Consider the following 22,322-nt stretch of genomic DNA (forward strand, 5'->3'; position numbering starts at 1 on the left):
GGACTGCGCCACGTCGCGCGTGCTCCGGGTCTGCCGTACCACACCCGCCCTGAATCGGGTGGGTTTTCCGGACATTGACGAACGAACTTCCGGACCACCCGGTGCGGTACAACAATCCGCCAGCCTACCGCGCGCGGTAGGACAATCCGATCACGGGGCACGCTCGGGCAGTACGGCACTGAGCAGGAACACGACGCTGCGCTCCGTCTCGTTCCAGGCGCGGGTGTCGAGCGCGACCGACTGGAGCAGGGCGCAGTCGACCCGGTATCCGTGCTCGGTGAGGTCGCGGCCGATGAGTTCGGCGGCGTCCCGGGTCGCGGCGTGGGCGACGATCCGCTGCGGCCGCCGGTCGGCGACCGCGGAGACCACGGCCGCTCCCCCGCCGCCGACGCGGACGACGTCCGGTTCGGGCAGGTTCTCCAGGATGTGCGGGGCGGTGCCGTGCACCACCTGCGTCCGGACGCCGAAGCGGTGCGCGGCCGACTCGGTGCGGGCGCAGGCCCGCGGGTCCCGGTCGACGGCGATGACGGCCGCGCCGCCGCGCGCGGCCTCGGTGGCGAAGGCGCCGCCGCCGCAGCCGATGTCCCACACCAGGTCGCCGACGCGCGGTCCGAGGTGGGCGAGTTGGGCGGCCCGGAGCAGATCGGTCTCCCCCTCGCCGAGTCCGCCGCCGTAGGCCTCGGCGGGCTGGGTCCAGCCGCGCGGCCCGTGGCCGGCGTCGTCCCCGGCGATCCAGCCGCCGCCCTCGGTGCCACTGGGGCCGCCGATGACGATGACGACGTTGGGGTCGCGCCAGGTGTGGTCGGCGGCCTTGTCGGAGGTGACGACGGTGACCTGTTCGCGTTCGGTGCCGAGTTCCTCGCAGATGACGAAGGTGCGGTGGACCCCGTCGAGGAGCAGGCCGAGTTCGGCGGGTCCGGCGCCGGGGGCGGTGAGTACGGCGACCTTGGCGTGGGCGCGGCACACGTTCACCGCGCGTCGCAGGGTGCGCTTGTGCGCGACGACCACTTGGGCGTCGTCCCAGGGCATTCCGGCGCGGGCGAAGGCGGCGGCCACCGACGAGACGCCGGGGACGACTTCGACCTCCAGGCCGAACTCGGGTGCCCGCAGGGTCCGTACGACTCCGAAGAAGCCGGGGTCGCCGTCGGCGAACACCACCGCGGTGCCGCGGTGGGCGGCGATACGGCGGGCGGCGAGGGCGACGCTGCCGAGGCGGATGCGCTCGGCGGTGCGTGGTACTTCGGGCAGCGCCAGGTGGTGCGCCGCGCCTGCCACGAGGGTGGCGGCGCCCAGGGCGCCGCGTGCCGCGTCGGTCAGCGGCGAACCGTCCCAGCCGATCACCGTGACCCGGTCGGCCATCGTCGTCAGTCTCCAGGATTGCGCAGGTCGTCGGGGTACGGACGCCCGAGAGCGTGTTCCGCGAGCGTACCCGGTGGAGCTGCCGGACGCGCGGCGGGGCGGGGCGGGTGCGCCCGCGGGTCCGGACGGCTCAGTTCCATTCCGGGAAGGAGGTGTAGCCGCCGGACTCGGCGAGCTGCTCGCCGGCGCCCTCCAGGTCCTCCGGCAGCAGGCTCCACACGATGAAGTCGGTGCGCAGGTCGGTCCAGGTGCCGTCCTCGGTGCGGACGTGCGCTATGCAGGCGTTGCGCAGGACGCCCTCGCTGATGCAGCCGATCTTCTGGGCGACCTGCTGGGAGGCGGTGTTGTCGGCGGCCGTGCGCAGCTCGATGCGTTCGAACTTCTGGTCCCCGAAGAGCCATTGCGCGGTGGCGAGCGCGGCCTCGGCGGCGTACCCCTCGCCGCGTGCCCAGGGCGCGACGATGTACGACAGCTCCGCGGACCGCACGTGCCAGTCGGCCTTGGTGAGCTGGACGACGCCGACCAGCCGCTGGGTGAGGAACTCGGTGACGGCGAGGTCGAGACCCCGGCCCGCGGTGCGCTCGGCGGGGGCGTACTCGGTGATCCAGGTGCGGGCGCCGTCCTCGCTGAAGGGCTGGGGGACGTCGGTCCAGGCCGCGACCTGCTCGTCGTTCATCATCGCGGCCAGGGCGGGTACGTCGTCCTCCTCGAGGGGACGCAGCACCAACCGCTCCGTGCTGATGGAGATGTTGGGGAAGGTGCTGTTCATGCGCCGCTCCGTAACCTTCGGAAGAACCGTCAGGGCCTGCTGAACTGCCCAGCATGCAGCATGAAAGCACCGAACCGCACTACGGGGTCCACCCCCACCGCCGGAACGGCGTGGGGGTGGACCCCACCCGGTGAGGGCGCGGACCCCGTGCGTCGTGCGGGTGACGGTCGCGCGGATCAGAACGCCGGGACGACCGCGCCGTCGTACTTGTCCTCGATGAACTTCTTCACCTCGGGCGAGGTGAGGAGCTGGGCGAGCTTCTCGATCCGCGGGTCGTTCTCGTTGCCCTTCTTCACGGCGAGGAAGTTGGCGTACGGGTTGCCCTTGGCGGACTCGGCGGCGATGGCGTTCCTGGCCGGGCTGAGCTTGGCCTCGAGGGCGTAGTTGCCGTTGATCACCGCGGCGTCGACGTCACCGAGGGAACGCGGCAGCTGGGCCGCCTCCAGCTCCTTGAACTGGATGTTCTTCGGGTTGGATGCGATGTCCTTGGGGGTCGCGTCGTACCCGGCGCCCGCCTTGAGCTTGATGACGCCGCCTGCCTCGAGCAGCTTCAGGGCGCGGGCCTCGTTGGTGGTGTCGTTGGGCAGCGCGACGGTGGCGCCCTTCTTCAGGTCGCCCAGCTTCTTGACGCTCTGGGAGTAGACACCGAGCGGCTCCAGGTGCACCGTGCCGCCGGGGACCGGCACGACGTCGGTGCCGTTCTTCTTGTTGAAGTCGTCGAGGTACGGCTTGTGCTGGAAGTAGTTGGCGTCGACCTGGCCCTGCTGGACGGCCGTGTTGGGGGTCACGTAGTCCGTGAACTCCTTGACCTCCAGCTTCAGGCCGGCCTTCTTCGCCAAGTGGTCCTTGACGTAGGCGAGGATCTCGCCCTGCGGGGTGGGGGTGGCGGCGACGGTCAGCGTGGCGTTCGCGTCGGCCTTGGAGGAACCGGAGTCCGAGCCGGAGCCGCAGGCGGTGAGCCCGAGGGTGAGGGCTCCGGCGGCGAGGACAGCAGCGGTGATCTTGGTGGTGTTACGCACGAAAAGTGCCTTTCCTTTGGTGGTGCGGCCCCGGATACGGGGATGGGCCCCGGACACGGGGAGATGGGAGGAGGAAGCTTCAGGCGGCCTTGCCGACGCCGGTGGCCGCGGGTTCCCCGGCCTTGAGCAGCCGGAGCCTCGGCCCGGGGCCGGAGCGGCCGGAGCGGCGGTGCAGGGCGCGGGCGGCGGCGTCGCCGGCGAACTGGATGGCCGAGATGACCACGGCGAGGATGGCCACGGTGATCCACATGAGCTGGGTGTCGAAGCGCTGGTAGCCGTAGCGGATGGCGATGTCGCCGAGGCCGCCGGCGCCGACGGTGCCGGCCATCGCGGAGTAGCCGATGAGGGCGACGATCGTGGTGGTGGTGCCGGCGATCAGCGAGGGCAGGGACTCGGGGACGAGGACCTTGCGGACGATGGTCCAGGTGTTGCCGCCCATCGACTGGACGGCCTCGACCAGGCCGCCGTCCACTTCGCGGACGGACGTCTCGACGAGCCGGGCGAAGAAGGGGATGGCGCCGATGGCCAGCGGCACGATGGCGGCCTCACGCCCGATCGTGGTGCCGGTGACGAAGCGGGTGAAGCTCATCAGGGCCACCATCAGGATGATGAACGGCATCGAGCGGGTGATGTTCACGACCTGCCCGATCACCTTGTTGGCGACCACGTTCTGGAGCAGCCCGCCCCGGTCGGTGAGGACCAGCAGGACGCCGAGGGGCAGTCCGCCGACGACGGCGATGAGCGTGGACCAGCCGACCATGTAGAGGGTGTCCCAACTGGCTTGGGACAGCAGGGGCCGCATTTCGAACCAGGTCACTTGGCACCATCCTTCACCAGCTCCGGCCGGACGGCCGGGGTGTGGTCGACGACGTCGATCTGCAGGCCCTGTTCGCGCAGGAAGCCGATGGGCACCACGTTGTCCTCGTAGCGGCCGGGCAGTTCGATGCGCATCCGGCCGACCTGGAGGCCGCCGACCGTGTCGATGGCGGCGCCGAGGATCGAGATGTCGATGTTGTACGTGCGGGACAGCTGCGAGATGACGGGCTGGGTGGCGCTCTCGCCGTGGAAGGTGACGTCGATGACGGTCCGGTCGGCGGCGGAGGCCTCGCCGCCGACCGGGAAGAGCGCGGCGGCCAGTTCGGAGCCCGGGGTGGCGAGGAGTTCGGTCAGCGTGCCCGACTCGACGATGCGGCCGTTCTCCATGAGCGCCGCCGAGTCGCAGACGGACTTCACGACGTCCATCTCGTGCGTGATGAGGAGGACGGTCAGGCCGAGTTGCCGGTTCAGGTCGCGCAGCAGCTGGAGCACGGAGCGGGTGGTCTCCGGGTCGAGGGCGCTGGTGGCCTCGTCGGACAGCAGAACCTTGGGGTCGCCGGCGAGGGCGCGGGCGATGCCGACGCGCTGCTTCTGGCCGCCGGAGAGCTGCGCGGGGTAGGCCCGGGCCTTGTCGGCGAGGCCGACGAGGTCGAGGAGTTCGAGCGCCCTGCGGGAACGTTCCTTCCCGGACGTGCCGAGGATCTCCAGGGGCAGTTCGACGTTGTCCTGGACGGTGCGCGAGGACAGCAGGTTGAAGTGCTGGAAGACCATGCCGATCCGGCTGCGCGCCCGCCGTAGCTCCTTGCCCGCCCGGTGGCCGCGGCCGGCCAGGGCGGTGAGGTCCTGCCCTGCGACGGTGACCGTGCCGGAGGTGGGGCGCTCCAGCAGGTTGACGCAGCGGATGAGCGAGGACTTGCCGGCGCCGGACTGGCCGATGACGCCGTACACCTCGCCCTCGCGGACGTGCAGGTCGACACCGTCGAGCGCGGTGATCTCACGACCGCGCGAGCTGTAGACCTTGGTGAGGCCCGATGTGGTGATCACGTGGGTTTCCGTCACTGTCGTGTGCGCGGCGCGTCGCGGGCGCCGGGCACGGCATTCATGGTCGGGGGCGCCAGAACGCGGCACGACTCTCGCAGAGATGCTCAAACCGGGAGAAACGTGTGCGCGGGGGCGTGGCTCAGCCGCGGGCGCCGGACGGACCGGACGCGGGCGTGGACATGAGCGGGCTCTCGCTTCGGGGCGCGAGGCTCAGCTGGTGCAGGGGCCCTCTAGAAGGCGCACATTCGACGTGCAGGACACATACGAGCACCGGGCGGCACAGTCGCCTCGGTCGCAGGGGTGCGGTCGCTCGTCGTGGTCATGCGGTCAGTAAAGCAGAGACAGGGACTCCGATGGGCACCGCTGTCCGCATGCTGGACACACGTGGACACCTGAGCGGGACGGCACGGACCTGGGGTTTCGCGCCGGTGACCAGTGCGGACAAGGCCTGCGGGCACCCGTCCGGACGGTCGGGGCGGGCAGGGCGCCCACCCCACTGTGGCCAACGCCACGGCGCCGCAGCTGGGGTGTCGTACCGGCGGGCGATCCGGGTGCGCCGGTACGGGCCGGGCGCGGCGGGCCGTTCGCCCCGTAATAGGCTCGGCGGCATGCTTGATGCCCTGACGCTGGTGACCGGCGTCGCCGCGCTGCTGCTCGCCGCATGGTGCGGCTGGGCGGCCCACCGTGACCAGCCGACGAAGGACTGGCACCTCATCGGGATGGCGGTGGTGTCGCTGCTGGCCCTGGTCCAGCTGGTGATCGGGGTCGTGGCGCTGGCGCGGGGCGAGAAGCCGGCGCAGGGCACGACGATCTTCGTCGCGTATCTGCTGGGAGCCTTCGCGTGCGTCCCGGCGGCCGGGCTCATGTCGCTGACCGAGCGGACGCGCTGGGGTTCGGTGACGGCCGCGGCGGGCGGAGTGGTCCTCGCCGTCCTGGAGGTGCGGCTCTATGACATCTGGGGAAGGTGAGATGAGCGCCGTGGAGGAGAAGCCGGCCGGGCAGCGGCTCATCAGCGGTCCGGGCACCCTGCTGGTCTGGCTGTACGGCGTGATGGTCGTCGGCGCGGTCTCCCGCTCCGTCTACCAGATCGCCACCGAGTTCGACCGGGCGCCGCTCGCCTACTCGCTGTCCGCGGTGGCCGGAGTGGTGTACGGCTTCATCACGTATTCGCTGGTGCGCGGCGGGGAGAAGGCGCGCAGGGCCGCGCTGGCGTGCTGCGTCGCCGAGCTGGTGGGCGTGCTGACGGTCGGCACCTGGACGCTGCTCGACCGGTCCGCGTTCCCGGACGCGACCGTGTGGTCGGACTACGGCCGGGGCTACGTCTTCATCCCGGTGCTGCTTCCGCTGTCCGCCCTGTACTGGCTGCGCAAGGCGCGGAAGCAGCAGCCGCAGGCGGCCTGAGCCGGGTCCCGGCCGTTGGTACTACGCGGTCGCCGCGTAGCTGACGTCCGGCTTCTCCAGGACGATCATCAGTACGCCGTCGGCGCCCCGGGAGGTGCCGACCGCCTGGTAGCCCACGCGCCGGTACAGGCGCAGGTTGCCCTCGCTGCGGTGCCCGGTGTGCAGCCGGAACCTGGTGGCGCCGTGCTCCTCGGCCAGCGCGGACTCCGCCGCGCGCAGCAGCCGGGCGCCGATGCCGTGCCCCTGGAGGCGCGGGTGGACGCAGAGCTTGCTGATGAGGGCCGCGCCGTCCTCGGCCACCCGGCCGCACACCGAGCCGACCACCTCGTCGCCGAGGCGCGCCACGAAGACGCAGTCCGCGGCGAGCTCGTGACGGATCGCGTCGAGGCTCTCGACGAGCGGGGCGATGCGGTAGTTGCCGTACAGCGCGGCCTCGCTCTGGAAGCAGAGGTACTGCAGCCTGAAGATCTGCTCCGCGTCCTGTTCGGCCGCCGCAGAGATGGTCACGCTCATGCCCATGTGCGCATGCCTCCCGCTCACTTGATCGCCGTTCGTTCCCCACTCCTATCCCCGCGTCGCGCGGGCCGCAACCTCCCGCCCGAGCCACCTTTACCGGCATCTCGTACAACTGGGATGTTCCAGGACCGGGTTGCCCTGTGAGATACCCAACTCACCGGGAACGACGCGGCCGTCCCGGCGCGGGCTGCCGGGACGACCGTGGGAGGCCCGAACGGGGCGGCGGGGTTCAGCGGTTGCCGTGCCGGCCGCTCAGGAAGTCCTCGCGGGCGAGCAGTCCGGTGTCGGCGTTGTCGGTGAAGATGCCGTCGATGCCGGTGGCGAAGTAGGCCTGGAACAGGCCGAAGACGTCACCGTAGGCGTCGGCGGCGGTGCCCTTGCGGAACTTCGGCGGCAGGAACGGGTTCTCGTTGCGGACGGTGTAGGGGTGAAGGATCAGACCCGCGGCGTGCGCGTCCCGGACGAGGGTGCTCGGCCTGGTGAGGTTGCCGTCCGCGTCCTTGGGGACGACCAGGTCGACGGTCGGGCCGATGCCCTGCGCGTAGGAGGCGATCTCCTTCAGGCCCTTGGGCGTGACGAGGTCGGCGACCGTGCGCCGGTCGCCCGTCTCGACGAAGTCCCAGGGACGGCTGCCGGCGTCCGACAGCAGCACGACGAGCGGGTTGCCGACGAGCCGGTTCAGCCGCTGGATGCTGGTCGGCTCGAAGGACTGGAGGATGACCGGGGAGTCCTTCCTGTCCTTGCCGTGCTTGCGCAGCAGCGCGGCGACCCGCTCCTCCAGGCCGAGGCCCAGCTTGCGGAAGTACGTCGGGTGCTTGGTCTCGGGGTAGATCCACACCTGCCGGCCGCGCTTGCGGGTCTGCTCGTCCTGCCACTTCAGGACCTCTTCGAAGGTGGGGATCTCCCACCGGCCGTTGTAGAGGGTGTTGTGGGGGCGGTTGGCCGGGACGCGCTCGACCGCGCGCAGCCTCTTCAGCTCGGCGAGGGTGAAGTCCTCAGTGAACCAGCCGGTGGTGGGCACCCCGTCCAGGGTCTTGGTGGTCCTGCGGGCGGCGAACTCGGGGTGGTCGGCGACGTCCGTGGTGCCGCCGATCTCCGGCTCGTGCCGGCACACGAGGTGACCGTCCTTCGTCGGTACCAGGTCACCGGCCTCGACGACATGGGCGCCGAGGTCGAGGGCCAGCTCGTAGGAGCCGAAGGTGTGCTCGGGCCGGTAGCCGCTGGCGCCCCGGTGGCCGACGATCGTCGGCACGGGCAGGCTCTTCAGCCCGCCGCCCTTGTGGCCGCCGCCCTCGCCCTGGGCGGCTCCGGCCGCGCCGGGCAGTCCGAGGACCGCTCCGCCCGCGCCCAGCACCACGGCCCCGAGCACGGCCCGGCGTCCCGTCCCGCGTCCCTGCTCGTCCGACTCCCGCGTACCCATGACCGCCTCCTGGTCTCGTGTCGTCCGTGCGCGCCGATCGTAGGCGGGCACCGATTACGGACGGGAGACCACGTGGCGAACACCCGCGTGACGCAGGGTGTCGCCTGAGGCCGCACGGGATACGGGAGGCAGCACGGGACACAAGGGGCGTCTTGGGCCGAACGGGTGACGATCCGTCGGCATGTCACGACCCGTCCCGGGAAGGCGTACTCGGGTGCGGGGGCGCGGTCCCGAGGCGCGGCCGGCCGGCCGAAGGCGGACACCACGGACATCCGTTCCCCTCCCGGACGGCGAGCGACCTCCATCACATCGCTCCGTTCGGGTGACCGGGGCGAAACACACCTTCGTCGCAGGTAAACGTATGTCAACAGTGCGTAAGAGCCGGTGAGCCCGATGTGCATTCGGCCCGGGGCCGCGAGTATCGTCCTCACCTGCACAGACTCATGAACAATCCCTCGACATCTCCAGACACCGGAGGGCCCGTTGTCCCGCTTCGTGCTCATCAAGGCAGTGCTCGGTCCGATCATGCGCCTGATGTTCCGCCCCCAGGTGGAGGGCGCGGAGCGTATCCCGGGCGACGGCCCGGTGATCCTCGCCGGCAACCACCTGACCTTCATCGACTCGATGATCCTGCCGCTGGTCTGCGACCGTCAGGTCTGCTTCATCGGCAAGGACGAGTACGTCACCGGGAAGGGCCTCAAGGGCCGGCTGATGGCCTGGTTCTTCACCGGCGTCGGCATGATCCCCGTCGACCGTGACGGCGGCCGGGGCGGGGTGGCCGCGCTGATGACCGGCCGACGGGTACTGGAGGAGGGCCGGATGTTCGGCATCTACCCCGAGGGCACCCGCTCCCCCGACGGCCGCCTGTACCGCGGCCGCACCGGCATCGCCCGGCTCACCCTGATGACCGGGGCCCCCGTGGTCCCGTTCGCCATGATCGGCACCGACAAGCTCCAGCCGGGCGGCACGGGCCTGCCCCGGCCGGGCCGCGTCACCGTCCGCTTCGGCGAGCCGATGGAGTTCTCCCGGTACGAGGGCATGGACCGGGACCGCTACGTCCTGCGGGCCGTGACCGACTCGGTGATGGCGGAGGTCATGCGCCTGTCCGGACAGGAGTACGTCGACATCTACGCGACCAAGGCGAAGGCCGCGTAGGCCGTCGCCGGCCGGGCCGGGCTCCGGCGGCCGGCCGCGTTCAGAGCTTCTGGCCCTTCAGCAGGAACCACGCCGCGACCGCCGTCGCCAGCAGTACCGCCGCTCCCGCTCCCGACGCCAGGTGCAGGCCGTGCACGAAGGACTCCCTGGCCGCGTGGAGCAGAGCCTCCGAGGTGCGCGCCGGCAGGCTCGCCGCCGCCTCGACCGCGCCGCCCAGCGACTCGTGGGCGGCCGTCGGCGTGCCCGCCGGGCCGGTGAAGCCGCGGTAGACGCCGGTCACGATGGAGCCCAGCAGCGCGATGCCGAGGGCCGCGCCCAGTTCGTACGCCGTCTCGGAGACCGCCGAGGCGGCACCCGCCTGCTCCTTGGGCACACTGGACAGGATCACGTCGGCGGTCACCGTGAAGGAGAAGCCGGCGCCGACGCCGACCACCAGCAGGGCCGCGCCCAGCAGCGGGTAGCCGGTGGTCCCGCCGATCGTCGTCAGCACGGCCAGCCCCAGTCCGATGGCGGCCAGCGAGCCGGAGACCACGCTCCGCACCGAGAAGCGCCGGGCCGCCCGCCCGGCGAGCAGTCCGGCCACCACCGCGCCCGCGGCGGCGGGCAGTTCGGCCAGGCCCGCCTCGAACGGACGCCTGCCCTGGACGAGTTGCAGGTACTGGGACAGGAAGAACACCAGACCGGACATGCCGAGCACGGTCAGCAGGTCGGCGAGGACGGCGCCGGAGAACCCCCGGCTGCGGAAGAGCCGCATGTCAAGGAGCGGCTTCGGCAGCGTGAGCTGGCGGCGGACGAAGCCGTACAGCGCGGCCACGCCCAGCGCGCCCGTGGCCAGGGCCGGCCAGGTGAATCCTCCTGCGGCGGCCTCCTTGACCGCGTAGACGACGCCGACGACGCCGACCAGTGACAGCACGACGCTCACCAGGTCCCACGGGCCCGGGTCGGGGTTGCGGGACTCGGGCAGGGTCCTGAGGCCGACCAGGACGAGGACGGCCATCACGGGCAGGTTGATGAGGAAGACCGAGCCCCACCAGAAGTGTTCGAGCAGCAGGCCGCCCACGATCGGGCCGGCGGCCGTGCCGCCGGAGGCGGTGGCGCCCCAGATGCCGACGGCGAGGCTGCGCTCGCGCGGGTCGTGGAAGAGGTTGCGGATCAGGGCGAGCGTGGCCGGCATCAGGGTGGCGCCCGCGACGCCGAGCAGCGCCCGGGCCAGGATCATCAGTTCCGGTGTGGCGGCGTAGGCGTTGAGCACGGAGACCGCGCCGAACGCGGTGGCGCCGCCGAGCAGGATGCGCTTGCGGCCGATGCGGTCGCCCAGGCTGCCCATGGAGACGAGCAGACCGGCGATGACGAACGAGTAGACGTCGCCGATCCACAGCAGCTGGGTGCCCGAGGGCCTGAGGTCCTCACTGATGAAGGGGGTCGCGAGACCGAGTACGGTCGCGTCGACGGCCACCAGCAGCACGGCGAGCGCGAGGACGGAGAGCGCGAGCCAGCGGCCCGGCCGCTGCTCCACCTCCGCCGCGCGAGCCGGCTGCAGGGTGCTGGTCATGATTCCTCGTTCCGTGATGTGTCCGTGCGCAGTGCGCCGCCGAGCAGCAGCTCGGTGATCATGTGCTGGAAGTCCTTGGGGGCGACCTTGCCGCTCAGCACGACGTAGGCGCCGGAGGCGATGAGCCCGAAGAGTGCCTCGGTGAGCCAGGCGGGGGTGAGGTCGATACGGAACTCGCCGCTGAGCTGGCCGCGCCGGAAGACCTCGGAGATGCGCTCGTCGAGCCGGGCCCAGCCCTCGTTCTGCTCCTCGCCCTCGAACAGCTGGTTCTCCGTGTAGAGGAAGGAGAGCAGCCCGGCCGCCGGTTCGATCGCACGGACCAGGCGCCGCACGGCGTCACCGGCCGGTCCCTCCCCGAGGCGGGCCGCGTCGAGGGCGGCGTCGCACTCGGCGATGCCGAGCGCCTCCAGCGCCCTGACGAGCGAGTCGCGTCCGGCGAACTGGCGGTGCAACGTGGCCCGGCTGATCCCGGCCGCCTTGGCGACCTCGTCCATGGTGGCGGTGGACTTGTGGGCGAGCAGGATGGCTGCGCTGCGCAGCACGTGTTCACGATCGACAGCCATGAGACAACAATACCCCGCATGAGACAATGCTGTCTCACAATAGGCGTAGGCGTCTCACGGGTGCGTGCTCGAAGAGGGTGTCGTCGGGGCGCTCAGTGCCAGGGAAGCCGCCCTCGCCGCTCCCAGTAGGTCCGGGGTTCCTCGGCCAGGGCGCCGAGGCGGGCGAGCTGGTCCTCGTCGAGGTCGACGGCCGGAGCGTGCAGGTTGGAGGCGAGCTGGCCCAAAGTGGCTGCGCCGGACAGGACCACACCGGCCCACGGCCGGCGCAGGATCAGGGTGAGGGCGACCGCGTCGCAGCCCAGGCCCGTCTCGCGGGCGACCTCCACGAGCGGCTCGGGGGCGTTCGGCTCGGAGAGCCGCCCGTTGGCCATGCCCTCCTTGACGATCACCGTCAGTCCGGCGTCGTGCGCCTCAGCCAGGGCGGGACCGGCGGAGGTCTCCAGGGCATTGTACGTCGACTGGACGGTACGGAAGAGCGGGGCGCCGTCGACCGTCACGGCGAGCGCGGCGCGGACGGTGTCGGCCTGTGCGGGACCGCTGGTGGAGAAGCCGATCGTGAGGCCGCCCGCGGCGGCCTCGGCCAGCCTGGCATGGAGTTCCTTGTCGGTGAGCGCGGGGCTGTCCGGGGTCAGCGAGTGGATCTGGTAGAGGTCGAGCCGGTCGCCGAGCAGTCCGGTGGTCTCGGCGCGCTGCCGCTCGTAGGCGGCGAGGCTGTGGTCCTTGACCTCGTGCCGGTCGGCGTCGGTGGTCCAGTCGGCGGTGTAGGTGTAGCCCCATTTGCTGCCCACGACGACGTCGTCGACCTCGGGGCGGGACCTGAGCCAGTCGGCGAGGAACTCCTCGGCACGGCCGTAGGAGCGGGCGGCGTCGACATAGCGGACGCCCTGGGCGTAGGCGGCGTCCAGGAGTTCACGGGTGCGCTCGCGCAGGGCGTCCACCGTGCGGTCGGCCGGGAGGTCCTTCTCGCGGCCGAGGTTGATGTACCCCGGACGCCCGACGGCGGCCAGCCCCAGACCGATGTGGCACGTGGGGGTCGTGGCCGAGGCCAGTCTGGCGAAGGGCATCGCGGGCTCCGTTCGGTCGGTTCCTTACGGCTGTGGACCAACGTAACCCGCGAGGGCCCCGGAGGCGGGCGGACTACTTCCTGGCGTCCGCCCACTGGTGCTGTGCCGCCACGTCCGCCTTGACCTCGGCGAGCTGCACGGCGACCGCGCTCGGCGCGGTGCCGCCGCGCCCGCTGCGGGAGGCGAGGGCGCCGGGGACGTTGAGGACGGTGCGCACCTCGGGCGTCAGATGGGCGGAGATCTTGGCGAACTGCTCGTCGGTCAGCTCGTCGAGTTCCTTGCCCTCGGCCTCGGCGGCCTTCACGCACTCGCCTGCGACCTCGTGCGCCACCCGGAAGGGCACGCCCTGCTTGACCAGCCACTCGGCGATGTCGGTGGCCAGCGAGAAGCCGGCCGGGGCCAGCTCCTCCATGCGCTCGCGGTGCACGGTGAGGGTGGCCATCATGCCGGTGAAGGCCGGCAGCAGGACCTCCAGCTGGTCGCAGGAGTCGAAGACGGGCTCCTTGTCCTCCTGGAGGTCGCGGTTGTACGCGAGCGGCAGGGCCTTGAGGGTGGCGAGCAGGCCGGTCAGGTTGCCGATCAGCCGGCCGGACTTGCCGCGCGCCAGCTCGGCGATGTCCGGGTTCTTCTTCTGCGGCATGATCGACGAGCCGGTGGAGAAGGCGTCGTGCAGGGTCACGAAGGAGAACTCCTTCGTGTTCCAGATGATCACCTCCTCGGCGATCCGGGAGAGGTTCACACCGATCATCGCGGTGACGAAGGCGAACTCCGCGACGAAGTCCCGGGAGGCGGTGCCGTCGATGGAGTTGCCGGCGCTGCCGCGCTCGAAGCCGAGGTCGCGCGCCACCGCCTCCGGGTCCAGGCCGAGGGAGGAACCGGCCAGGGCGCCGGAGCCGTACGGCGACACGGCCGTGCGCTCGTCCCACTGGCGCAGCCGCTCGGCGTCCCGCGACAGGGACTGGACGTGCGCGAGGACGTGGTGGGCGAACAGGACCGGCTGGGCGTGCTGGAGGTGGGTGCGGCCGGGCATGGCCACGTCCGGGTGGGCCTCGGCCAGGCCGATGAGCGCGTCCTGGAGGTCGGCGATCAGGGCGCCGATGATCCGGGCGTGGTCGCGCAGGTACATCCGGAAGAGCGTCGCGACCTGGTCGTTGCGGGACCGGCCGGCGCGCAGCTTGCCGCCGAGGTCGGCGCCGAGGCGCTCCAGCAGGCCGCGCTCCAGGGCGGTGTGCACGTCCTCGTCGGCGATGGTGCCGGTGAAGGAGCCGTCGGCGACGTCCGCCTCCAGCCGGTCGAGGCCGGCGAGCATGCGCCGCAGTTCGTCGTCGTCGAGCAGTCCGGCCTTGTGCAGCACGCGCGCGTGGGCGCGGGAGCCGGCGATGTCGTAGGGCGCGAGGCGCCAGTCGAAGTGGACGGACGCGGACAGCTTCGCCAGGGCCTCGGCGGGACCGTCGGCGAAACGGCCGCCCCAGAGCCGTACGTCACCGCTGTTGCTGCTCACTGCGTTGCTCCTCGGAAGTGTCTCTGTGCGACCGCCTCCCCACCCTTGCAGGTGAGGAGGCGGCTGTCAGGCTGATGCGTATGAGGGGACCCGTACGCGCTTACCCGCTCAGACGAGGTCGCGCTTGGCGGCGATCTTCGACGACAGGCTGTAGATGTCGATGAAGCCCTTGGCGGCGGCCTGGTCGAAGGTGTCGCCGGTGTCGTAGGTGGCGAGGTTGAAGTCGTACAGCGACTCCTGGGAACGCCGGCCGGTGACGACCGCGCGGCCGCCGTGCAGGGTCATGCGGACGTCGCCGGAGACGTGCTGGTTGGCCTCGTTGATGAAGCCGTCCAGGGCGCGCTTGAGCGGGGAGAACCACTGGCCGTCGTAGACCAGTTCGCCCCAGCGCTGCTCGACCTGCCGCTTGTAGCGGGCGAGTTCGCGCTCGACGGTGACGTTCTCCAGCTCCTGGTGGGCGGTGATCAGGGCGATGGCGCCCGGAGCCTCGTACACCTCGCGGGACTTGATGCCGACGAGACGGTCCTCGACCATGTCGATCCGGCCGATGCCCTGGGCGCCGGCGCGCTCGTTGAGCTGCTGGATGGCCTGGAGGACGGAGACGGGCTTGCCGTCGATGGCGACCGGGACGCCCTCCTTGAAGGTGATGATCACCTCGTCGGCCTCGCGGGCGACGGCCGGGTTCTGGGTGTACTCGTAGATGTCCTCGATCGGCGCGTTCCAGATGTCCTCGAGGAAGCCGGTCTCCACGGCGCGGCCGAAGACGTTCTGGTCGATGGAGTACGGGGACTTCTTGGTGGTCGCGATCGGGAGGTCCTTCTCCTCGCAGAACGCGATGGCCTTGTCCCGGGTCATCGCGTAGTCGCGGACCGGGGCGATGCACTTCAGGCCGGGGGCGAGGGCGACGATGCCGGCCTCGAAGCGGACCTGGTCGTTGCCCTTGCCGGTGCAGCCGTGGGCGACGATGCCGGCGCCGTGCTTGTCGGCGGCGGCGACCAGGTGCTTGACGATCGTCGGCCGCGACAGCGCGGAGACCAGCGGGTAGCGGTCCATGTAGAGGGCGTTGGCCTTGATCGCCGGGAGGCAGTACTCGTCGGCGAACTCGTCCTTGGCGTCGGCGACCTCGGCCTCGACGGCACCGCAGGCGAGCGCGCGCTTGCGGATGACGTCCAGGTCCTCGCCGCCCTGGCCGACGTCGACCGCAACGGCGATGACCTCGGCGCCCGTCTCCTCGGCGATCCAGCCGATGGCGACGGAGGTGTCCAGACCGCCCGAGTAGGCGAGTACGACGCGCTCGGTCACGGGATTCTCCTCACACTGCATTCGCTGACATGCATGAGTATGCAGAACTCTGCATGGTTCGTCAATCTCCGGCGGGCGTGTCCGGGCGTCAGGGGGTTTCGAAGGGTGCTTTCGGAATTCCCTCGTCACTCCTTGAACAGGGGCAACCGCTTTCCCGTATCTCTGGTTCGAACGCAGGCGCCGCGTTCGCCACAACCCATCTCCCGACCTGTCCCCCGACCCGAGTGACGCACCCCCATGTCCAGGGCTCTTCCGAAGTACGACAAGCGCCGCGTCGCGTTCATCGGCGGCGCCGCCGCAGTGGTGCTCTCCGGCGCGGTCATCGCCGGTTCCGCGCTGGCCGGGGAGACGTCCGGGCAGGGCGGCGCCCAGAACGCCCGGACCCTGGCGAGCCCCGGCACGATCACCTGCCCGGACGTGAGGTCGCAGCTCCCCGCGGTCCCCGCCTCCGCCCAGGCCGAGATCGACCGCAACCTCGCCCTGCTGGACACCCAGATCCAGGAGGCCGACAAGCGCCTGGTCGACACCGTCGGCCAGGGCGGGCCCAACTTCGTGCAGAACGCCATCCTCGGCCCGCTCAAGGACAAGCGCGTGGCCACCATCAACCGGATGGCCACGGCGATCGGCCGCACGGCGGCCAGGCCGCAGGGCCTGGACGCGCTCGCGCCCTGCACCCTGAACCAGGGTGGCGTGACCGGCACCGTCGGCGGCGACGACGGCAACGCGGCGGGCGCGGCGACAGGAAACAACAGCGACACAGGCAACGCCGGTAACACAGGCGGCAACACGGGCGACGCCGGCACCGGCACGGCGGCGGGCACCATCACCTGCCCCGACGTGAGGTCGCAGCTCCCCGCGGTCCCCGCCTCCGCCCAGGCCGAGATCGACCGCAACCTCGCCCTGCTGGACACCCAGATCCAGGAGGCCGACAAGCGCCTGGTCGACACCGTCGGCCAGGGCGGGCCCAACTTCGTGCAGAACGCCATCCTCGGCCCGCTCAAGGACAAGCGCGTGGCCACCATCGACCGGATCGCCATCTCCATCGGACGAACCGCGGCCAAGCCGCAGGGACTGGACTCCCTGGCCGCCTGCACCCTCACCAAGTGAGGTGACAGGCAGCCGTGGCCGCCCCGAGGAAGCGCCGGCCGGGGCGGCCACGGTGGGGCGAGCGGAGGCCGTAATTCCTTAGACAAGCGAAAGAGCTTCCCCCGATAATCGTTGGACATGGGAAAGACGTATGAGCGCATAGACGGCAGGCTGCGTACGTTCATCGAGCAGCAGCCCCTGTTCTTCACCGCGACCGCCCCGCTCTCCGGCGACGGTACGGTCAACCTGTCCCCCAAGGGCCTCACGGGCTCCTTCGCGGTGCTCGACGAGCGCACCGTGGCCTACCTGGACTTCGCCGGGTCCAACGCGGAGACCATCGCCCATCTGCGGGAGAACGGCCGGATCACCCTGATGTGGTGCGCCTTCCAGGGCCCGCCCGGCATCGTGCGCGTCCACGGCCGGGGCGAGCCCGTCTTCCGCGACGACCCGCGCTTCGGCGAACTCCTCACCCGTTTCCCCGACATCGACCCGGCACGGCACGGACTGCGCGCGATCATCGTCGTGCACGCCGAACTCGTGCGGGACACCTGCGGGTACGCGGTGCCCTTCATGGCGTACGAGGCGGACCGCGATCTGCACGGCAGGCGCTTCGCGCGCGAGGACGACGCCTCGCTGAGCGACTACTTCACCCGGAAGGAGCACGTGGCCAGCAGCCTGGACGGACTGCCCGGGCTGCCGTTGCCGCTGCCGCCGTCTACGGTCTGATCCATGCGTCCCGGTGCCGCCGCGATCCTCGCCGCCCTGTCCCTGCTCACGCTCGGTGCCGCGCCCGCGGGCGAGGTGCCGCTGCCGGCCCGGCTGCGCGACACCGGCGGCGGCACCCAGCTGATCACCGCACAGGCGGCCGGCACCGGCGCCACCACGGGCACGGTCACCTGGTGGGACCTGCGCGGCGGGCGCTGGGTGCGGGCCGGTTCGGCACCGGCCAGGTTCGGCGCGAAGGGCCTCGTCGAGGGGACGGCGCGGCGGCAGGACACGGACACGACGCCGACCGGGCTGTACCACCTGCCGTTCGCCTTCGGGACCGACGCCGCGCCGGGCGGGACCCGGCTGCGGTACCGGCGGGTGGGCCCGGACTCCTGGTGGTGCCAGGACAACGACTCACGCTCCTACAACCGGTGGACCCGGCCGCGTCCCGCCGACTGCCGGGCCACCGCGTCCGAGCACCTGGTGGAGTACCCCACGCAGTACGCGCACGCGCTCGTCATCGGCTTCAACTACTCCCGTCCGGTGCGCGGCCGGGGAGCGGGAATCTTCCTGCACGTCAACGGGCGCGGGGCGACGGCCGGCTGTGTGTCGGTGCCCCGGGAGGCCATGCGGCGGATCCTGGCGTGGGCGGATCCCGCGCGCCGGCCGCACATCGCGATCGGCACGGCGGGAGGGGCGACCGCGATCAGCCGTTACTGACCCCGCCGCCGTCCGCCGGCAGCCGGACGGTGAAGGCCGTGGAGCCGGGGCGGCTGTCCAGCCCGACAGCGCCGCCGTGGGCCTCCGTCACGGCCGCCACGATCGACAGGCCGAGGCCCGCCCCGGCGCCGCCGAAGGAGTCGGTGCGGCGGCGGTCGGCCCGGGTGAAGCGCTCGAAGACACCGGGCTGGACCTCCTCGGGGACGCCGGGCCCGTCGTCGTGCACCCGCAGGACGGCCCAGGCGGCACTCTCCGGGGCCGGCTCAGCTGCGGATTCCAGGTCCAGGGACACCGTCACCTTGGTGCCCGTGGGTGTGTGCGCACGTGCGTTGGCCAGCAGGTTGGCCAGCACCTGCTGGAGCCGGTGGGCGTCACCGGTCACCGTCACCGGTTCCTCCGGCAGCTCCAGCGTCCAGCGGTGCTCCGGACCCGCCGCCCTGGCGTCCGTCACCGCGTCCAGGACCAGGCGGGTCAGGTCGACCGGGCGTCGCTCCAGGGGACGCCCGGCGTCCAGCCGGGCCAGGAGCAGCATCTCGTCGACCATCTCGCCCATGCGCGCGGACTCGGCGGCGATGCGTTCCAGGGCCCGGGTGACCTCGGGCGGCACCGGTCCCGGGTGCAGCAGGGCGAGTTCGGCGTGGCCGCGCACCGTGGCGACCGGGGTGCGCAGCTCGTGGCTGGCGTCGGCGGCGAAGCCGCGCAGCCGTTCCTCACTGGCGTGCCGTTTGGTCAGCGCGTCCTCGACGTGGTGGAGCATCCGGTTGAAGGCGGCGCCGACCCGCCCGACCTCGCTGCGCGGGTCGGCGCGCGGCGCGCGGGGCGGCAGCGCGACCTCGCCGCTGGCGAGCGGCAGCTCGCTGACCCGGGCGGCGGTCTCCGCGACCCGCGTCAGCGGGCGCAGCGACCAGCGCACCCAGAGGGCGCCGGCGACCCCGGCGACGCCCAGGGCGAGCCCCGAGACGGTCCCCGCGACCAGTTCGAGCCGGTGGACCGCGGCCCGCACCGGCGCCATCGGCAGACCGGTGACCAGCACGTCGCCGTCCCGGCCCGGCCAGGCCGCCAGCCGGTACTCGCCCAGGTCGGACAGGCGCACCGTGTGCCCGCCGCGGTCCACCGGGAGCGCGGCCAGTGCGCCGCGGTCGGCGCCGGTGAGGGTGACGTCGAAACCGGGACGGGACCCGGAGGGGACGACGGCGGCGTGGGTCACCGTGCCGCCGAGGAGCCGGGCGCCGAAGGTGCCGGCGGCCTGGCGGCGGGTGTCGCCGCGCTCGTCGCCGTCGTGGTCGGAGGGCCTGGCCGGCGTGGCGGTGCCGTGCTCCAGGCTCTCCGGGAAGCCCGGTCCGGCCTGCTGGAGCTGCTGGTCGATCCGGCCGGTGAGGAAGCCGTTCAGTTCGAGGACCGCGGCCACGCCGACGGCGGCGCAGGCGACGGCCAGCAGCACCACCAGGCCGAAGGTGAGCCGGGCCCGCAGGGTGCGCGGCCGGGGCAGCCGCCGTGTCCGCGGTGTCGACGCGCTTGGTGCCATGGTCACCGTGCCGCCGGCTTCAGGACGTACCCGGCCCCGCGCACCGTGTGGATCATGGGTGCGCGTCCGGCGTCCACCTTCTTGCGCAGATAGGAGATGTACAGCTCCACCACATGGGCCCGGCCGCCGAAGTCGTAGGACCACACACGGTCGAGGATCTGCGCCTTGCTCAGCACCCGGCGCGGGTTGTGCATGAGGAAGCGCAGCAGCTCGAACTCGGTCGGGGACAGTTCGATCAGCTCTCCGGCCCGGGTGACCTCGCGGGCGTCCTCGTCCATGGCCAGGTCGCCCACGGTCAGCCGCGGGCCGTCGGCCGGCTGCCGGGCCAGGCCGGCGCGGCGCAGCAGTCCGCGCAGCCGGGCGACCACCTCCTCCAGGCTGAACGGCTTGGTCACGTAGTCGTCGCCGCCCGCGGTGATCCCCGCGATACGGTCCTCCACCGCGTCCCGCGCCGTGAGGAAGAGCACACAGACGTCCGGCCGCACGGTGTGCAGTTCGCGCAGCACGGCGAAACCGTCGGTGTCCGGGAGCATCACGTCGAGCACGACGGCGTCCGGCTGCGCCTCGCGGGCCGCGGCGACGGCCGAGGCCCCGTCGCCCGCGGCGCGAACCTCCCAGCCCTGGTATCGAAGGGCTCCGCACAGCACTTCGGCGAGGTCGGGGTCGTCGTCGACGACGAGGACGCGCACGGGGGTGCCGTCGGGGCGGGTGAGGGCGGGCAGGCCGGGAGGGCTCGGGCGGGAGGTGTCCATGGCCCCTCCAGCATCGCCGGTGACCGGCCCGTGCGGCGAGCAGGGCCCCTCTGAGTTTCCTGTGAGTGGGGCCACACGACCCGCGGCTCAGAGCTGTCTCAGAGGTTCGCCCCGCACAGTGGCGTCCTGGACCGGCGAAGGGACGGGAGAGCGGATGACCACGGTGTACGAGCGGCGGGCGGCACCGCCGGTGCCGGTGGCGCGCCGGCGCTCCCCGGCGGGCGCGGTGCTGGCGCTGCTGTGGGCGGGAGCCGCCGCGGTGCTCCTCCTGTGGTGGCGGGACACGGACTCCGTCGTGGGGACGGCGGGCCTGCTGACCGGCGCCGGGCGGATCGCCGGCCTGCTGTGCGGGTACGCGTGCGCGGTGCTGGTGGGCCTGATGGCGCGGGTGCCGCTGCTGGAGCGCCGGATCGGCTCGGACCGGGTGGCACGCTGGCACGCGATGGCCGGGCGCTACACGGTGTGCCTGCTGGTCGTGCACGTGGTGCTGACCCTCGCCGGGTACGCCGCGCAGGACGGCTCCTCCGTCCTGCGAGAGGCGGTCACGGTGGTGCTGCACTACCCGGAGATGCTGAAGGCCGGAGCCGGGACCGTGATCCTGTTCGCGGTCGGTGTCACCTCGGCGCGCGCGGTGCGCCGCCGGGCCAGCCACGAGTTCTGGTACTACACGCACCTGCTCACCTACGCCGCCGTGTTCCTGGCCTTCGGCCACCAGGTGGCGCTGGGCGCCGAGTTCACCGGTCACGGCCCGGCCACGGCCTTCTGGTACACGCTGTACCTGGGCGTCGCGGCCCTGGTGGTGTGGTTCCGGATCCTGGTCCCGGTACGGCTCAACCTGCGCCACGGGATGCGCGTCGAGGCGGTGCACATGGAGGCGCCGGGTGTGTACTCCGTCGTCGTGCGCGGCCACCGGCTGGACGAACTGGGCGCGCGGCCGGGCCAGTTCTTCCGCTGGCGGTTCCTCGCCGAGGGCATGGGCTGGACCTCGACGCCGTACTCCCTGTCGGCTCCGCCCCGTCCGGACCTGCTGCGCATCACGGTGAAGGCGCTCGGCGACCACAGCGCGGCCGTGCCGCTGCTGCGGCCGGGCACCCGGGTGTGGGCGGAGGGTCCCTACGGGGCGATGACCGCCGACCGGCGCACGTCGCACCGGTCCCTGCTGATCGCCGCCGGGGTCGGCATCACGCCGCTGCGCGCCCTGTTCGAGACGCTGCCCGGCGACGTCACCCTGCTGTACCGGGCGCGCACGGCCCAGGACCTGGCCCTGGGCGGCGAGTTGGAGGCGATAGCGCGGTGGCGCGGCGGCCGGGTGCTGTACGCGCTCAACGGCCCGCGCGGCGAACGCCCCCGCCTCACCCCGAAGTCGCTGCGCGCGGCCGTCTCCGACCTGGCGGGCCACGACGTCTACATCTGCGGCCCGCACGCCTTCGCCCGCGACGTGTACGAGGTGCTGCGCGCCGCCGGGGTGCCGGACCGCCGTATCCACCACGAGTCGTTCGAACTGTGAGGCCCCGTTGCACGCGTTGAGGAAGAACCGTCCGCTGCGCCGCGTCGTGCTGGCGGGCGCCGCCACCGTCTCCGGGCTGGTGATGCTGCTGTCGCTCAAGCCGCACACGCCGCCGCGGATCGCCGCGGACCCCGCGCCGGCCCCGTCCGGCGGTTCGAGCTCGTCCGGCACGGCCGGCGGTACCAGGACCGTCACCGGTGAGACGGTGCGGACCCGGTGGGGTCCGGTCCAGGTGCGGGTCACGCTCGTCGACGGCCGGATCACCGACGTGACCGCGCTCGCCCAGCCCTCCGGCAACCCCCGGGACCGGGAGATCAGCGGCTACGCCGTCCCGCGGCTGCGCGGGGAGGCGCTGACGGCGCAGAGCGCGGACATCGACACCGTCTCGGGGGCGACGTACACCAGTGACGGATACCGCCGCTCGCTCCAGTCCGCGCTGGACACGGCCGGGCGCCGAACCTCGTCCGGACGCTGAACGCGGGGCCGTCGTGGCACGTATTCCAGGGCCAAGGGACCATGCCCCCCTTGATTCCGTCCACGGAGGAA

The 22,322-nt window shown here is 72.1% G+C and carries 22 protein-coding genes; 8 read left to right on the plus strand and 14 right to left on the minus strand.

All coding sequences use genetic code 11. The features are described from left to right. Positions 1-150 precede the first annotated feature (150 nt). The 5 genes from cbiE to ACIOWN_RS08650 form a co-directional block, all read right to left on the minus strand. Complete coding sequence (gene cbiE, locus ACIOWN_RS08630) at positions 151-1,359, minus strand: precorrin-6y C5,15-methyltransferase (decarboxylating) subunit CbiE (protein WP_362347015.1); 1,209 nt, start codon at positions 1,357-1,359, stop codon at positions 151-153. 130 nt (positions 1,360-1,489) lie between these two features. Further along, complete coding sequence (locus ACIOWN_RS08635; protein ID WP_362347013.1) at positions 1,490-2,128, minus strand: GNAT family N-acetyltransferase; 639 nt, start codon at positions 2,126-2,128, stop codon at positions 1,490-1,492. A gap of 176 nt (positions 2,129-2,304) precedes the next feature. Continuing rightward, positions 2,305-3,147 (minus strand): MetQ/NlpA family ABC transporter substrate-binding protein, encoded by an 843-nt coding sequence (locus ACIOWN_RS08640; protein ID WP_362347011.1) that lies wholly within the window; start codon positions 3,145-3,147, stop codon positions 2,305-2,307. Between the two features lie 79 nt (positions 3,148-3,226). Further along, positions 3,227-3,964, minus strand: coding sequence for a methionine ABC transporter permease (locus tag ACIOWN_RS08645; protein ID WP_362347009.1), 738 nt, complete (start codon positions 3,962-3,964; stop codon positions 3,227-3,229). Next, on the minus strand, positions 3,961-5,007 hold the full coding sequence (locus tag ACIOWN_RS08650; protein ID WP_401981199.1) for a methionine ABC transporter ATP-binding protein: 1,047 nt from the start codon (positions 5,005-5,007) through the stop codon (positions 3,961-3,963). The genes ACIOWN_RS08645 and ACIOWN_RS08650 overlap by 4 nt, the downstream gene beginning before the upstream one ends. Positions 5,008-5,612: 605 nt before the next feature. Here ACIOWN_RS08650 and ACIOWN_RS08655 point away from each other — a divergent pair. Together ACIOWN_RS08655 and ACIOWN_RS08660 are read left to right on the plus strand one after the other, a co-directional pair. Continuing rightward, on the plus strand, positions 5,613-5,972 hold the full coding sequence (locus ACIOWN_RS08655; RefSeq protein ID WP_362347005.1) for a hypothetical protein: 360 nt from the start codon (positions 5,613-5,615) through the stop codon (positions 5,970-5,972). Position 5,973: 1 nt separating this feature from the next. Then, on the plus strand, positions 5,974-6,405 hold the full coding sequence (locus ACIOWN_RS08660; protein ID WP_100567820.1) for a hypothetical protein: 432 nt from the start codon (positions 5,974-5,976) through the stop codon (positions 6,403-6,405). Positions 6,406-6,426: 21 nt separating this feature from the next. Here the strand turns inward: ACIOWN_RS08660 and ACIOWN_RS08665 are convergent, their stop codons facing one another. Both ACIOWN_RS08665 and ACIOWN_RS08670 read right to left on the minus strand, forming a co-directional pair. Then, complete coding sequence (locus tag ACIOWN_RS08665; RefSeq protein WP_401981202.1) at positions 6,427-6,924, minus strand: GNAT family N-acetyltransferase; 498 nt, start codon at positions 6,922-6,924, stop codon at positions 6,427-6,429. Positions 6,925-7,150: 226 nt separating this feature from the next. After that, positions 7,151-8,341, minus strand: a complete 1,191-nt coding sequence (locus ACIOWN_RS08670) for a glycerophosphodiester phosphodiesterase (RefSeq protein ID WP_362347001.1) — start codon at positions 8,339-8,341, stop codon at positions 7,151-7,153. Between the two features lie 483 nt (positions 8,342-8,824). On the opposite strand from ACIOWN_RS08670, the gene ACIOWN_RS08675 reads away from it, so the two are divergent. Continuing rightward, the gene (locus ACIOWN_RS08675) at positions 8,825-9,496 is read left to right on the plus strand and encodes a lysophospholipid acyltransferase family protein (RefSeq protein WP_362346999.1); all 672 of its coding nucleotides are present in this window, start codon (positions 8,825-8,827) and stop codon (positions 9,494-9,496) included. Positions 9,497-9,536: 40 nt separating this feature from the next. Here ACIOWN_RS08675 and ACIOWN_RS08680 read toward each other — a convergent pair whose 3' ends face one another. From ACIOWN_RS08680 to ACIOWN_RS08700, 5 genes are all read right to left on the minus strand, one after another. After that, entirely contained in the window at positions 9,537-11,048 is a 1,512-nt protein-coding gene (locus ACIOWN_RS08680) for an MFS transporter (RefSeq protein WP_362346997.1), read from the minus strand. Then, positions 11,045-11,611 (minus strand): helix-turn-helix domain-containing protein, encoded by a 567-nt coding sequence (locus ACIOWN_RS08685; protein ID WP_362346995.1) that lies wholly within the window; start codon positions 11,609-11,611, stop codon positions 11,045-11,047. The genes ACIOWN_RS08680 and ACIOWN_RS08685 overlap by 4 nt, the downstream gene beginning before the upstream one ends. Positions 11,612-11,703: 92 nt before the next feature. Beyond that, positions 11,704-12,675 (minus strand): aldo/keto reductase, encoded by a 972-nt coding sequence (locus ACIOWN_RS08690; protein WP_401981205.1) that lies wholly within the window; start codon positions 12,673-12,675, stop codon positions 11,704-11,706. Positions 12,676-12,748: 73 nt separating this feature from the next. Further along, positions 12,749-14,176, minus strand: a complete 1,428-nt coding sequence (argH, locus tag ACIOWN_RS08695; RefSeq protein ID WP_362346991.1) for an argininosuccinate lyase — start codon at positions 14,174-14,176, stop codon at positions 12,749-12,751. A 108-nt stretch (positions 14,177-14,284) separates the two neighbouring features. Then, positions 14,285-15,478, minus strand: coding sequence for an argininosuccinate synthase (locus tag ACIOWN_RS08700; protein WP_362346989.1), 1,194 nt, complete (start codon positions 15,476-15,478; stop codon positions 14,285-14,287). A 237-nt stretch (positions 15,479-15,715) separates the two neighbouring features. On the opposite strand from ACIOWN_RS08700, the gene ACIOWN_RS08705 reads away from it, so the two are divergent. The 3 genes from ACIOWN_RS08705 to ACIOWN_RS08715 all read left to right on the plus strand — a co-directional run bounded on the left by ACIOWN_RS08705 (position 15,716) and on the right by ACIOWN_RS08715 (position 17,992). Next, positions 15,716-16,585, plus strand: coding sequence for a hypothetical protein (locus tag ACIOWN_RS08705; RefSeq protein WP_401981209.1), 870 nt, complete (start codon positions 15,716-15,718; stop codon positions 16,583-16,585). 117 nt (positions 16,586-16,702) lie between these two features. Then, positions 16,703-17,290, plus strand: a complete 588-nt coding sequence (locus tag ACIOWN_RS08710; protein WP_362346986.1) for a pyridoxamine 5'-phosphate oxidase family protein — start codon at positions 16,703-16,705, stop codon at positions 17,288-17,290. 3 nt (positions 17,291-17,293) lie between these two features. After that, positions 17,294-17,992, plus strand: coding sequence for a L,D-transpeptidase family protein (locus tag ACIOWN_RS08715; protein WP_362346984.1), 699 nt, complete (start codon positions 17,294-17,296; stop codon positions 17,990-17,992). Here the strand turns inward: ACIOWN_RS08715 and ACIOWN_RS08720 are convergent. Continuing rightward, on the minus strand, positions 17,979-19,517 hold the full coding sequence (locus ACIOWN_RS08720) for a HAMP domain-containing sensor histidine kinase (RefSeq protein ID WP_362346982.1): 1,539 nt from the start codon (positions 19,515-19,517) through the stop codon (positions 17,979-17,981). The two genes, ACIOWN_RS08715 and ACIOWN_RS08720, sit on opposite strands and share 14 nt — an antisense overlap. A 2-nt stretch (positions 19,518-19,519) precedes the next feature. After that, positions 19,520-20,269: a response regulator transcription factor gene (locus tag ACIOWN_RS08725; RefSeq protein WP_362346980.1), complete on the minus strand. Its 750-nt coding sequence runs from the start codon at positions 20,267-20,269 to the stop codon at positions 19,520-19,522. Positions 20,270-20,423: 154 nt separating this feature from the next. On the opposite strand from ACIOWN_RS08725, the gene ACIOWN_RS08730 reads away from it, so the two are divergent. Both ACIOWN_RS08730 and ACIOWN_RS08735 read left to right on the plus strand, forming a co-directional pair. Further along, positions 20,424-21,776: a ferredoxin reductase family protein gene (locus ACIOWN_RS08730; RefSeq protein WP_362346979.1), complete on the plus strand. Its 1,353-nt coding sequence runs from the start codon at positions 20,424-20,426 to the stop codon at positions 21,774-21,776. Between the two features lie 7 nt (positions 21,777-21,783). Continuing rightward, the gene (locus ACIOWN_RS08735) at positions 21,784-22,251 is read left to right on the plus strand and encodes an FMN-binding protein (RefSeq protein ID WP_362346977.1); all 468 of its coding nucleotides are present in this window, start codon (positions 21,784-21,786) and stop codon (positions 22,249-22,251) included. Positions 22,252-22,322: the final 71 nt, after the last annotated feature.

Origin of the sequence: Streptomyces sp. NPDC087787, from assembly GCF_044743035.1 — a bacterium.
Lineage (GTDB): Bacteria > Actinomycetota > Actinomycetes > Streptomycetales > Streptomycetaceae > Streptomyces.

Bases quoted from the DNA above. Each gene is read 5' to 3' on its own strand.
- ACIOWN_RS08720 (WP_362346982.1), bottom strand. From the start codon at position 19,517: ATGGCACCAAGCGCGTCGACACCGCGGACACGGCGGCTGCCCCGGCCG.
- ACIOWN_RS08665 (WP_401981202.1), bottom strand. From the start codon at position 6,924: ATGGGCATGAGCGTGACCATCTCTGCGGCGGCCGAACAGGACGCGGAG.
- ACIOWN_RS08685 (WP_362346995.1), bottom strand. From the start codon at position 11,611: ATGGCTGTCGATCGTGAACACGTGCTGCGCAGCGCAGCCATCCTGCTC.
- ACIOWN_RS08690 (WP_401981205.1), bottom strand. From the start codon at position 12,675: ATGCCCTTCGCCAGACTGGCCTCGGCCACGACCCCCACGTGCCACATC.
- ACIOWN_RS08725 (WP_362346980.1), bottom strand. From the start codon at position 20,269: ATGGACACCTCCCGCCCGAGCCCTCCCGGCCTGCCCGCCCTCACCCGC.
- ACIOWN_RS08705 (WP_401981209.1), top strand. From the start codon at position 15,716: ATGTCCAGGGCTCTTCCGAAGTACGACAAGCGCCGCGTCGCGTTCATC.
- ACIOWN_RS08660 (WP_100567820.1), top strand. From the start codon at position 5,974: ATGAGCGCCGTGGAGGAGAAGCCGGCCGGGCAGCGGCTCATCAGCGGT.
- ACIOWN_RS08710 (WP_362346986.1), top strand. From the start codon at position 16,703: ATGGGAAAGACGTATGAGCGCATAGACGGCAGGCTGCGTACGTTCATC.
- ACIOWN_RS08655 (WP_362347005.1), top strand. From the start codon at position 5,613: ATGCTTGATGCCCTGACGCTGGTGACCGGCGTCGCCGCGCTGCTGCTC.
- ACIOWN_RS08680 (WP_362346997.1), bottom strand. From the start codon at position 11,048: ATGACCAGCACCCTGCAGCCGGCTCGCGCGGCGGAGGTGGAGCAGCGG.
- ACIOWN_RS08635 (WP_362347013.1), bottom strand. From the start codon at position 2,128: ATGAACAGCACCTTCCCCAACATCTCCATCAGCACGGAGCGGTTGGTG.
- ACIOWN_RS08670 (WP_362347001.1), bottom strand. From the start codon at position 8,341: ATGGGTACGCGGGAGTCGGACGAGCAGGGACGCGGGACGGGACGCCGG.
- ACIOWN_RS08715 (WP_362346984.1), top strand. From the start codon at position 17,294: ATGCGTCCCGGTGCCGCCGCGATCCTCGCCGCCCTGTCCCTGCTCACG.
- cbiE (WP_362347015.1), bottom strand. From the start codon at position 1,359: ATGGCCGACCGGGTCACGGTGATCGGCTGGGACGGTTCGCCGCTGACC.
- ACIOWN_RS08730 (WP_362346979.1), top strand. From the start codon at position 20,424: ATGACCACGGTGTACGAGCGGCGGGCGGCACCGCCGGTGCCGGTGGCG.